We start from the raw sequence: 11,770 nt of genomic DNA, 5'->3' as shown, positions 1-11,770 counted from the left end.
CCTTGTGGACAGTGTTGGCGATCGCCGCATAGATTACGTTCTCGGCGCCATGAATGTTGGTCTTGATGCACTCCAGCGGGTTGTACTCCGCTGCGGGAACTTGCTTGAGCGCGGCAGCGTGGATGACATAGTCAATGCCACGCATGGCCTGGGACAGGCGGTCGCCATCGCGAACGTCGCCGATGAAATAGCGCATCGGCGGTGCATCGATGTCCTGCTGCATTTCGAACTGCTTGAGTTCGTCGCGCGAGTAGATCACAAGACGCTTCGGCTTGTAGCGGGCCAGAATCGTTCGTGCGTACTTCCTGCCAAACGAGCCCGTACCGCCCGTGATCAAAATAGACTTGTTATTGAACATTGCGAATCTCTTCTGAAAAATGAGCTGGGCTGCTTATACAAAGCGCTTGAAGTAATCGACCGTCTTGCTGAGTCCGTCGCGGAAATGCACCGACGGGTTCCAGCCGATCATCTCCTCAGCCAGACGGGTATCAGGACGGCGCTGTGTGGGATCGTCGGACGGCAAGGGCTTGAATTCGATCGTGGAACGGGAACCTGTCAGCTCGATGATGTGACTAGCCAGCTCGAGCATCGTCATCTCGTGCGGGTTGCCCAGGTTCATCGGGCCGGTAAAGTCCTTGGGCGTGCTCATCAGGGCAACAATGCCGTCGATCAGGTCATCGACAAAGCAGAACGAGCGCGTCTGCTTGCCTTCCCCGAACACTGTGATCGGCTCACCGCGCAGCGCCTGCATGATGAAGTTCGATACCACACGGCCGTCGTTCTGGTGCATCCGCGGGCCATAGGTATTGAAGATCCGGGCAACCTTGATCTCAAGCCCATGCTGGCGGTGGTAGTCAAAAAACAGGGTTTCCGCGCATCGCTTGCCTTCGTCGTAGCACGAGCGGATACCGATGGGATTCACGTTTCCCCAATAGGCTTCGGGCTGCGGGTGCACGACCGGGTCGCCGTAGACTTCGCTAGTCGAGGCCTGGAAGATCTTGGCGCCGACCCGCTTGGCGAGGCCAAGCATGTTGATGGCGCCATGCACCGACGTCTTCGTGGTTTGCACCGGATCGTGCTGATAGTGGACAGGCGACGCCGGGCAGGCCAGGTTATAGATCTGGTCGACTTCCACGAACAGCGGGAAGGTCACGTCGTGGCGGATGAACTCGAAACGAGGATGGCTGAGCAGATGTTCGATATTTTGCTTGGCGCCCGTGAAGAGATTGTCGACGCACAGCACTTCATTGCCCTGCTCGATGAGGCGATCGCACAAATGCGAACCGAGAAAGCCGGCGCCGCCGGTCACCAGGATTCGCTGGCGGGAATTGTAATTTCGCATGTTCAAAGTTTTATGAGCGGCCGATACCGAAATACTCGAAGCCTAGTTTCTTCATCGACGAGGGGTCAAAGAGATTCCGGCCGTCAAAAATGAGCGGATTCTTCATGTCGCGACGCATCGCGTCGAAGTCCGGACTCCGGAAAGCCTTCCACTCCGTCACGATAATCAAAGCATCAACGCCCACCAGCGCACTCTCGGGCTGATCGACGAAATGCAAATGCTCCAGCGCACCGTCACGATCGGCGAGATCCTGGGCCAGCACGCGGCGGGCCTCTTCCATCGCAACGGGATCATGCGCGTGCACGATCGCCCCGCGGTCCAGGAGCTCCTGAATGATGATGCGGCTCGGCGCTTCACGCATGTCGTCCGTTTCCGGCTTGAATGCCAGCCCCCAGACCGCGAAGCGCTTACCGGCAATGTCATTGCCGAAGCGAGCGAGCACCTTGTCGACCAGCACGCGTTTTTGCGCCTGGTTTACTTTCTCGACCGCGTCCAGCACGTAGGTCGACTGGCCGAATTGTGCCGCGGTCTTTGCCAGCGCCTGCACGTCCTTCGGGAAACAGGAACCGCCATAGCCGATCCCCGCATAAAGAAAGCTATAGCCAATTCGGGGATCGGAGCCAATTCCCTGGCGCACCAGTTCGATATCGGCACCCACCCGGTCGGCCAGGTTCGCCAACTCGTTCATGAAGCTGATACGCGTGGCAAGCATGGCATTGGCGGCATACTTCGTGAACTCCGCCGAGCGCACATCCATGAAGTACATGCGCTCATGGTTGCGGTTGAACGGCGCATACAGCGTCCGCATCATCGCCTTGGCCTTTTCCCCGGCTTCGTCCGACGCGACACCAACTACTATMCGGTCGGGGCGCATGAAATCCTCAACTGCCGCGCCTTCCTTGAGGAACTCCGGATTGGAGACCACCGCGCAGTCAAGGTGTGCGGAGCCACGCTGGCTCAGTTCCTCCGCCACCGCCGCTTTCACCTTATCCGCCGTTCCTACCGGAACGGTGGATTTGTCGACGATAACCTTGAACGAATCCATGTGACGACCGATGTTCCGGGCGGCCTCAATCACGTACTTCAGGTCGGCGGAACCGTCTTCGTCCGGCGGCGTGCCGACGGCGATAAACTGGATATCGCCGTGCGCAACGCTGGCGGCAATATCCGTCGAAAACTTCAGCCGGCCCGCTGCACGATTCCGGTCAATCAGCGCCTTGAGGCCGGGCTCATAGATGGGYACGCCGCCGTTGTTCAGCAAATCGATTTTCTTCGCATCGACATCAACGCAGAAGACGTTGTTGCCTAGCTCAGCAAGGCAGGTGCCTGTCACAAGCCCGACATAGCCGGTACCGATAATAGTAATTCTCATTTCTCAAGCCAATATTTGCATAATCAAGCGATTGTTGGAGAGCACACCGGCCTCCGGCGCCATAACCCTACGTCCCAGAAATTGTCGGTAGCGGCACAAAACTTCTCATCGCAAAATACAGACACCTTCCGATGCTCAATCGGGTATCGACACCTCATGATTCGATCGGAATGGATACACCCGGACGTGCACGCGAGCTGTACGCCGGATAGGGAGGATGGGGAGGATGGGGACTATAGTGCGTCCGCCCAGCCTGCAGGAGTTGGCGGGCAACCCTGGTACAGCTTGAATCCCCTCGCCGACACCGCCTGACCGGGATCACTCGATCAGCGCGAATCCATTGCTGCCTGGGAGTCGCACCCACAAGATCGGCACTTCGGAAGAGCAGCCGCGCCGGAGCGCAAAGCAGAGTTACGCTTCCGTCACTTTCCAACTTGTTGACCCAGGATACAAAACTACAACATTTTGCCATATTTTCCCGGGCTTGAGCCGCCGCCGGAGCCTGACTGGCAGGCAAGCGGAGAAAGCCTGCACAGTGATCGGCATGTCGTCGCCCCCGCGCGAGGACGTAGCCCACCTTCACCGTGCACTGCACTCTTGGTTCACTCCGGCTCCGCCGCAGCCCATTCCGAGATGTTTTCGACGCAGACATAAGGGCGTACTCAGCGCAGGAGACGAATACGCGGAGCCGGCTCTTCATGCAAGTGGTCCTTGATATCGCGGTCCGGGCGAAACCCTGAAACGCATTCGAGAAGAATCGTCCGGATGGCTTCGCAGTCGTTGGAGTCCGAAGCCTGGATGAGGCACTTCATCTTTTCATCGAGCTGCTCTCGGCTCAGGAAGGATTCGTCTGCCTTCATGATGCGCGGGTGGCCGGTGCCGCTCACGGCATCCCCGATCAACAACTCCTCGTACAGCTTCTCCCCGGGGCGCAGCCCGGTGAACTGGATCTCGATGTCGCCGTCAGGATTCGTCTCGTCCTTTACCTGAAAGCCGCTCAGGTGGATCATGCGCCGGGCCAGGTCGACAATTTTGACGGGCTGGCCCATATCGAGCACGAAGACTTCGCCTTCGCCGCCCATCGCCCCCGCCTGGATGACAAGCTGAGCTGCCTCGGGAATGGTCATGAAGTACCGGATGATATCCGGGTGCGTCACCGTCACGGGCCCCCCTGCGGCAATCTGGGTCCTGAACAGTGGCACCACCGAGCCGCTCGAACCGAGCACATTGCCAAAGCGGACAATACTGAAACGGGTGCGCACGTTCGGGTCCTGCGCGAACGCTTGCAGGCACAATTCAGCCATCCGCTTGCTCGCCCCCATGACATTGGTCGGCCGCACGGCCTTGTCGGTGGAGATCAACACGAACGCTTCGACGTTGGCACGAATCGCTGCCTCCGCAGTGATCCGGGTACCGACCGTGTTATTCAATATGCCCTCGGTCATATTGAACTCGACAATGGGCACGTGCTTGTAGGCAGCTGCGTGATAGATGGTCTGCACCCCGTAGCGCGACATGATGCCGAAGACCCGCTCGCCGTTCTGCACCGAGCCAAGTACCGGCACCAGTTCTATCGGGAGCTCCTTCTCCGTGACARTCTGCTGCAGCTCGTACTCTAGGGCGTACAAGGCAAATTCGGACTGCTCATACAGGACAAGGCGCGCGGGCTTGTTCTTGATGATTTGCCGGCACAGCTCGGAGCCGATAGACCCGCCGGCACCAGTGACCATGACGCTCTTGCCAGCAATGTTCTCCATCAACAGCTTCATGTTCGGGGCAACCACGTCGCGCCCCAGCAGCTCGTCGATCTCCACCTCGCGCACGTCATCCAGGCGCACCTCGCCGGAAACCATCTCCGCCATGCCGGGGACGGCCCGCACCTCGACCGCGAGTGGCTCTAGCGCATTCACGATTTCGATGCGACGGCTGCGCGAAGCGGACGGAATTGCGATCAGCACCTGGTGGATGGCAAGGCGCCTTACCAGTTCGGGTAGCTCATCGGCGCCGTGGACCTTGATGCCCGCGATGCTGAGCCCGCGCTTCTTTATGTCGTCATCCACGAATGCCATTGGCTCGTAGTCAGAGCCCACGCCCAGGGYGACGGCAAGCTGCCGCCCGGCATCGCCCGCGCCATAGATGATGACCTTCTGGCCGTGGTGGCCAAAGGACGGCAACATCCTGAATGCCGCCCGCACAAAGAACCTGCTGCACACGATATAGACGATGGCCAGCAGCCAGTAGATCAGGAGCGCCCCGCGCGGGACGTTGGACAGGCCCAGGAAGAAGATCAGCGAACCGAACATCCCGATCGAGATGGTGACCGCGACAACAATGGTCAGGATGGCCCGGTCCTCCATGTAACGCACTACCGAGCGGTACAAGCCCAATTTGATAAAAACCGGGATAGCCACCAAGGAGGTGACGAAATACAGGCTGATCGGGTACTGTGAACTGACAGCCCAATGATCCGTCCGCAAGCCGACCGCCGACCAGAGGGAAATCGGCAGCAGGAAGAAGTCGAGCACCAACATCAGAAGAATTTTCTTCTGGCGCGACATCTCGGAAATTTTCTTGAGCATCATTGAGTTACTGTTTAGTTGTCACGTTGGGCCATCACTTTGTTGGCAGGAAACCAGCCAGCGCACGAAGCGCACGGACCGTTCATGAACTAAGGGAAGGCTTCCGCCTCGACAAGAGAAGTGCCGTTCCGATCTTTGTCCGACTGGATCAACTGGCCCTCGAGCGGCCACGCAATGCCAAGCTGCGGGTCGTTCCAGGCAATGGTGCGCTCGTCTTGCTGGCTCCAATACTCAGATAACCTATAAAGCACTTCCGCCTGTTCCGAGAGCACAAGAAACCCGTGGGCGAATCCCGGCGGTATCCAGAGTTGCCGATGGCTTTCGCCCGACAGCCGGATACCTGTCCACTGACCGAAATGAGGCGATTGTCGGCGCAAATCCACCGCCACATCAAAAACTTCGCCCGACACGACCCGAATCAGTTTTCCCTGAGGGCGTTTCAACTGGTAATGCAGCCCGCGAAGCACCCCCTTAACGGATCGACTGTGGTTTTCTTGAACAAATGTGCCGCTAAAACCTGTGGCGAGTTCGAAATTCCGAGCACTAAAGCTCTCAAAAAGAAATCCACGCTCGTCCTCGAAGACTGCCGGCTCGAGGACCAGGACCTCCGGCAATGCGGTCGGCGTCGCCTTCAAACGCATGACTGATCACCCTCCTTTGCCGCTAGCGGCATGCGCCGCCGTTGCTCGCCAAGGTTCCTCGCGACGCCATGCAGCACACTTGAATCGGGGTCAGAAGAGAATTCATTGCGCATGATGGCCTGCTCGGGCAAGTATCTGATCCAGCAAGTGATGCACCCCCTGCCGCCAGTCCGGCAGGTAAATACCAAACGTCTGGCGTAGCTTGGTCGTATCCAGTCGCGCACTGGCCGGGCGCGCCGCCGCCGACGGGAATTCGCTTGCGGCGATCGCCTGGATCCGGTCCGGGTCCGTCTTGAGCGCCACGCCATGCGCCGCGGCGTAACGCAGAACTTCACTGGCGTAGCCATGCCAACTGGTCTCACCCGCGGCTGCGAGGTGATAGATGCCAGGTGAGAAAACATCGCGGTCGCCATTGAGCCACGCCCGCGCGACAATCTGCGCCGTCACGTCGGCGATTAGCGCGGCGCCGGTGGGCGCGCCAAAGCGATCTGCAACCACGCGCAGCATCGTTTGCGTGCCGCCAAGCCGCAGCATCGTTTTGGCAAAATTGTTGCCATGCCCCCCCGCCACCCAGGACGTCCGAAGTATCAGTGCCGCGGGACTCACATGGGCTATGGCTTGCTCGCCAGCCAGCTTGCTCTTACCGYAGACGGATATCGGATTGACCGCATCGGTTTCCACATATGGCGTCGCCTGACGACCATCAAAGACACAGTCAGTCGAATAATGCACCAGCAAGCTACCGAAAGCCCGCGCCTCCTCGGCAAGGACACCCACCGCAGTGGCATTCACGGCGTAAGCGCTTTCAATGTCGCTTTCCGCCTTGTCCATTCCGGTATAGGCTGCTGCATTAACGATCACATCAGGGCGGTATTCCCGCATGACGCGACGAATTTCATCGGGGCGCGACAGATCGCATGCAGCCCGGTCCGTCACAATGACGTGCCCAAGAGGGCTCAGAGAGCGCCGCAGYTCGAAACCGACCTGGCCGTTGCTTCCTGTTACAAGAAGGACGGGAATGCGATGCGCCTGATCCGGCATTTCACTCATCCCGCCCCTTTCGGTACTCACCAGACATCACATTTGTAACCCATGCCTGGTTATCGAGATACCACTGGACTGTCTTGCGTAGCCCGGTCTCGAAGGTTTCCTTGCATGTCCAGCCCAGTTCCGCCTGGAGCTTTCGCGAATCGACYGCATAGCGCCGGTCATGGCCGGGACGATCGGCGACGAAGGTAATCTGCTGCCGATACGAGCCTGTCGCCTTCGGGCGAAGCTCGTCGAGCAGATCGCATAGCGTGTGCACGACATCAAGGTTCGTCCGGGTGTTACTGCCGCCGACGTTATAGGTTTCCCCCAGCCGGCCCTTGGCGAGCACAGCCCGAACGGCCGCACAGTGATCGCCAACATAGAGCCAATCCCGCACATTCAGGCCGTCGCCATACACGGGCAGCGGCTCGCCGGCCAGCGCCTTTATCAAAACGAGCGGGATCAGCTTCTCGGGGAAATGATAAGGGCCGTAATTGTTCGAGCAGTTGGTGGTGAGGACTGGCAGGCCGTAGGTATGATGGTAAGCGCGGACCAGATGGTCTGCCGCTGCCTTGGTTGCCGAATACGGGCTGTTGGGCGCATAGGCGGTGCTTTCCGTGAATGCCGGGTCACTGGGCCGCAGGGAACCGAATACCTCATCTGTGGAGATATGCAGGAAGCGGAAGGCTTCGCGCGCTGAGGCTTCCAGACCGCTCCAGTAGGTGCGAGCGGCTTCGAGCAATGTGAAGGTGCCAACGACATTGGTCTGAATAAACCCGCCCGGCCCCTCAATCGAGCGATCGACGTGGCTTTCAGCCGCGAAGTGGATCACCGCGCGCGGCCGGTATTCCGAAAAAAGACGATCCAGCGCCATACGATCGCATATATCGGTACGCGAAAATATATGACGATTACTCCCCTTTAACGAGGCGAGAGATTCCAGGTTGCCGGCGTAAGTCAGCTTGTCGACGTTGACGACCGCGTCTGATCCGTCCTCGCGAAGCCAGTCAAGAACGAAATTGGCGCCAATGAAACCGGCGCCACCAGTGACAAGTATGTGGGACAAGACCAGTGCTCCCTGCCTATCTAATAGATCTTTGAGAACCTGGCCAGTGCCAAGCCTCCGCCTGGTCCAAAATGGACGGCGATGTTAAGTGTCTGCAGAAGTGGCGGTATTCTATCCGACCGGAAGCACCCGCTTAACCTGAGCGCCCATCTTTTTGTAGCCTGTTGTAACGTCCCACCGCGAGGTCTGGACAAAAACGACAGGCAGCACAAGTTCGATGGCTCGATTCTTCTAGCGCCGTATTTTGTGCATTATGCGTCATTTTTCAACAAATGGGTGCCAGCGTTCAGCACTGAAAAGTGCCGCGTGAATCGCGCAAACTCCCTTCTCCCAGCATCGCAAACGAACAAGCGCCGAGTTCACAAGTCGGGGCAGCCAGTGCCAAAGGTCGCGGCTGAGGAGCATCAGCGCAAACGGCAAACGGCAGAAAGCGTCGCTTTAAATCCTAGGCACTACCAGGCGACGCTGTGAGCCAAAGTCCGCTGCAAGAGAGGACGCCTGTCAAGCGTCTCTTTGTGCACAGAGGGTCAAACGCGTGCGTCATTCATTGCCCCTGGCCGCCCGGTAACGCCTTTACCGAGCCCTATTCAAGAGCCTGCGCGAGAACTGATACCACATGGCTTTGTTGATCGCTGGTCAGTCCTATCCACATGGGCAAGCGGATCAGGCAACTGGCGACACTGTCGGTGACGGTCAAGGCGCCATGCTGCCGGCCATACTCAATGCCAGCCGGGGCCGAGTGCAGCGGCACGTAGTGGAACACCGCGTTAATGCCCTGAGCTTTCAGCGTTTCCAGTACCTTCTGCCGGTCGATTCCCGGCGAAAGCAGGACGTAGTACATGTGCGCATTGTGCGTACATTCAACCGGAACAATTGGTCGTCTCAGGCGACCACTAGCCTCCAGGTGGGCCAGTTGCTCATGGTAGACGCTCCAGAGCGCAAGCCTGCGTGCAGTCAGGGAGTCGGCCTCTTCAAGCTGCGCCCACAGGAAGGCTGCGGTCAACTCGCTTGGCAGAAAGGACGAGCCAACCTCCTGCCAGGTGTACTTATCCACTTCACCCCGAAAGAAGCGACTTCGGTCGGTGCCTTTCTCCCGAATGATCTCCGCTCGGAGGGCCAGTTCCGGATCATTGACCAGCAAGGCGCCCCCTTCGCCCGAGATGACATTCTTCGTCTCATGAAAGCTATAGGCGCCAAGGTCGCCAATAGCCCCAAGCGCACGCCCCTTGTAGCTCGCCATAACTCCCTGCGCTGCGTCCTCCACGACCTTGAGGCCATGGCGTTTTGCAATGGCCATAATGGTGTCCATTTCACAAGCCACGCCGGCGTAGTGAACGGGAACGATAGCTCGGGTACGGGGCGTAATGGCTGCCTCGATCAGGCCCTCGTCGAGGTTCAGCGTATCCTCACGGATATCGACAAAAACCGGCACCGCCCCCCTCAGCACGAAGGCATTCGCCGTCGAGACAAATGTGTAAGACGGCATAATGATTTCGTCGCCCCGCTGCACGTTCAGGAGCAGGGCCGCCATTTCCAATGCCGCGGTACATGAATGCGATAGGAGCGCCTTCGCACTTCCGGTTTTCTGTTCGAGCCATCCATGACACTTCTTGGTGAACGGCCCGTCACCTGCCAGTGATCCGTTGAAATGGGATTCAGCGATGTAATAGAGCTCTTTCCCCGTCATATGGGGCCAGTTGAACGGTATGCGGTTTTGGTTATTCATAGCAGAGTATTTCCGGCAGGCTTTTTACAACCCAATAGAATGGGATTGTCAATGCTATCTTCTCAGACGGGACCAACCGTAGTCGGCATTTTCTTTTTTGCCACGACGAGACGGGAGCCGCCGATAGCGAAGTTTACCCCTAGTCGAGTCAAATAACGCTCGATATCCAAGACCACTTTCAGCAAGCGATTAAGCACAGGGTTGATTTCAAATTCCGCAAGTGGGTTGAACTCCTCCCCGGATCCCGCACGCCGACGCGAGATCAGCATGGCAGGGAGTAAAAGAGATGTAAACGACGTGCTACGAACAATGTCAAAGCCAGCGCGGCCGAGCTTCTCATGAAGGTCCTGGGCGGAGTAGCGCCGCACATGGCAAGCATACGAGTCAGCAGCACTCCACAGCCAACTGTGCTGAGGGACGGTGATCAGTAGTCCACCACCTGGCTTGATTGCGCGATGGAGATTCTCCAGAACGGTCTCATCCTCCTCAATATGCTCAATGACGTCAAAGGCGGCTACCACGTCAAACTCGTCAACATAGGGAACGCGACGCGCATCCATTTGGACAAAATCTGCCGTCTTCAAACGGCTTGCCGCTAAAGCGAGACCGTCGGCGAAGATCTCGCTGCCGACGAGGTGGGCTTCAGGGAATGCACGGGAGACACTGGACAAGACGAAGCCTGTCCCACACCCGACCTCCAGGAAGGATTCAAGTCCGGAGAAGTATTTCTTCAGCGCCCATTCAATCAGCTTGTTCCGCGACTGAAACCAAAAATTCCCCTCCTCGAGTCGAACTAAAGTACCAAAATATTCGGCCTTGAATCCCCCTCCCGCCATGCATAAATCGGCAGCCCAAGCGGGAAATCCATTCACCATCTGGGGAGAAAAATGGCACACCGGGCAGCCAGAATCCGTTGACGAATAAAGACCGCTACATTGAGGACAGGCGATCATGATCGGCGCGTCTCCCTCGATTGAGGGAAAACAAAGAAATTAAACATCAGAAATAGAAACCCGGCCACCACAAACACTGCTATGGCTTGAACCAACTGGTGCGAATAGCCTAACCGATTGACAAAAAAATACAACATAGAAAAATTCAAACCGTAGCCAATAAGGTGAGTCGCCCAATAGCGAACCAGACTATGCAGCGCTTTTCCATCATGGGCGAACGCCCACTGGCGATTGCCAAAAAACCCAAGCATTGCGCCTATGGAATAGAGCAGCGACATGGCCAACATTGGCTTGACGCCCAGCCACGCAACCAGAATATATATTCCATATCCCGCAGCATTACTAAGCAAGCCAACCAGAACATAGCGAAATAACGTAGATCCTAGTCGCCTTTGACGCTCACTCACATACGGCGACTCCAAAGCCGGTTCTTCCATAACCATTTCCATTGTAAAGCATTAGCCATCTGCCTTTATGAGCAAAAACAAATGGATATTCGATCATTTCCGAGTCCCAACCAGATGCAGATGTCCCAATGCCGACATCCTCGAGACGCGACAGCCAGTTATCGCCATCGTCACTCGTCGCATAGCCAATGCGATAGCTTGTTTTGTCTCCACTACGATAGGAAAACCACATATGGTAGCCATCGCGCTCATTGCCGATGACCGTCGGGCGGGAAAAAGCTTGCGAAACTCCCAGCTTGTAGGGAACCGCCAGGCCACCCTTCACCCAGTTCCGACCATCGCACGACGTGGCCCGGTTGATCACATGAAGCATCTCTCCATTGCCAGCATCCCAGGTCAGCGTTGAGCCGTACCACATTCGATACGATCCATCATGCTCACGCGACACCCAAGGGTAGGACAGGCTGATAGGATCTAGTTCATCGAGCGCCATAAACGGCGAATGGCCATCCAGCTGCAGCTGCCAATCACGCCCGACCGTCAGTCTCAGTCGCCCAACCTCGCCTCGCCAATGCTCACCCGGAGGACACTGCCAGCCCATGAAGAGGATATATTGATATCCATCCACCTCGTAGCAATTCCCTATGCTCACTCC

General features: G+C 57.5%; 11 protein-coding genes. All 11 read right to left on the bottom strand.

The features are described from left to right. Positions 1–358, bottom strand: a 358-nt coding sequence (locus AC1DS3_RS27705) for a polysaccharide biosynthesis protein (protein WP_477128365.1), incomplete at its 3' end; no start/stop codon positions are given. A 33-nt stretch (positions 359–391) separates the two neighbouring features. After that, positions 392–1,342 (bottom strand): UDP-glucuronic acid decarboxylase family protein, encoded by a 951-nt coding sequence (locus AC1DS3_RS27700; RefSeq protein ID WP_416049419.1) that lies wholly within the window; start codon positions 1,340–1,342, stop codon positions 392–394. A gap of 10 nt (positions 1,343–1,352) precedes the next feature. Beyond that, positions 1,353–2,714 (bottom strand): UDP-glucose dehydrogenase family protein, encoded by a 1,362-nt coding sequence (locus tag AC1DS3_RS27695; protein ID WP_441633377.1) that lies wholly within the window; start codon positions 2,712–2,714, stop codon positions 1,353–1,355. Positions 2,715–3,376: 662 nt separating this feature from the next. After that, a complete protein-coding gene (locus tag AC1DS3_RS27690; protein WP_477128364.1) occupies positions 3,377–5,296 on the bottom strand; it encodes a polysaccharide biosynthesis protein in 1,920 nt (639 codons plus the stop codon). An 86-nt stretch (positions 5,297–5,382) separates the two neighbouring features. Beyond that, positions 5,383–5,934 (bottom strand): dTDP-4-dehydrorhamnose 3,5-epimerase, encoded by a 552-nt coding sequence (gene rfbC, locus AC1DS3_RS27685; RefSeq protein WP_441633373.1) that lies wholly within the window; start codon positions 5,932–5,934, stop codon positions 5,383–5,385. A gap of 102 nt (positions 5,935–6,036) precedes the next feature. Next, the gene (gene rfbD, locus AC1DS3_RS27680; protein WP_477128366.1) at positions 6,037–6,975 is read right to left on the bottom strand and encodes a dTDP-4-dehydrorhamnose reductase; all 939 of its coding nucleotides are present in this window, start codon (positions 6,973–6,975) and stop codon (positions 6,037–6,039) included. Position 6,976: 1 nt separating this feature from the next. Beyond that, positions 6,977–8,029: a dTDP-glucose 4,6-dehydratase gene (gene rfbB, locus AC1DS3_RS27675; RefSeq protein WP_441633371.1), complete on the bottom strand. Its 1,053-nt coding sequence runs from the start codon at positions 8,027–8,029 to the stop codon at positions 6,977–6,979. A 583-nt stretch (positions 8,030–8,612) separates the two neighbouring features. Beyond that, positions 8,613–9,755, bottom strand: coding sequence for a dTDP-4-amino-4,6-dideoxygalactose transaminase (rffA, locus tag AC1DS3_RS27670; RefSeq protein WP_441633369.1), 1,143 nt, complete (start codon positions 9,753–9,755; stop codon positions 8,613–8,615). A gap of 62 nt (positions 9,756–9,817) precedes the next feature. Further along, complete coding sequence (locus AC1DS3_RS27665; protein ID WP_441633367.1) at positions 9,818–10,708, bottom strand: class I SAM-dependent methyltransferase; 891 nt, start codon at positions 10,706–10,708, stop codon at positions 9,818–9,820. After that, positions 10,705–11,145: a GtrA family protein gene (locus tag AC1DS3_RS27660; RefSeq protein ID WP_477128363.1), complete on the bottom strand. Its 441-nt coding sequence runs from the start codon at positions 11,143–11,145 to the stop codon at positions 10,705–10,707. Before AC1DS3_RS27660 ends, AC1DS3_RS27665 begins: the two co-directional genes overlap by 4 nt. After that, positions 11,108–11,770: glycoside hydrolase family protein (locus tag AC1DS3_RS27655; RefSeq protein ID WP_477128362.1), on the bottom strand; the 663-nt coding region annotated here is incomplete at its 5' end. The genes AC1DS3_RS27660 and AC1DS3_RS27655, both read right to left, overlap by 38 nt.

The organism is Cupriavidus sp. 01L46 (assembly GCF_056399905.1).
The sequence above is the reverse complement of the archived record's forward strand: the minus strand, read 5'-3'. Positions and strand labels throughout refer to the sequence as shown.

What these genes read in the sequence shown, in the direction of transcription:
- AC1DS3_RS27700 (WP_416049419.1), bottom strand. Translation starts at nt 1,342, where the DNA reads ATGCGAAATTACAATTCCCGCCAGCGAATCCTGGTGACCGGCGGCGCC.
- rfbC (WP_441633373.1), bottom strand. Translation starts at nt 5,934, where the DNA reads ATGCGTTTGAAGGCGACGCCGACCGCATTGCCGGAGGTCCTGGTCCTC.
- rffA (WP_441633369.1), bottom strand. Translation starts at nt 9,755, where the DNA reads ATGAATAACCAAAACCGCATACCGTTCAACTGGCCCCATATGACGGGG.
- AC1DS3_RS27665 (WP_441633367.1), bottom strand. Translation starts at nt 10,708, where the DNA reads ATGATCGCCTGTCCTCAATGTAGCGGTCTTTATTCGTCAACGGATTCT.
- AC1DS3_RS27660 (WP_477128363.1), bottom strand. Translation starts at nt 11,145, where the DNA reads ATGGAAGAACCGGCTTTGGAGTCGCCGTATGTGAGTGAGCGTCAAAGG.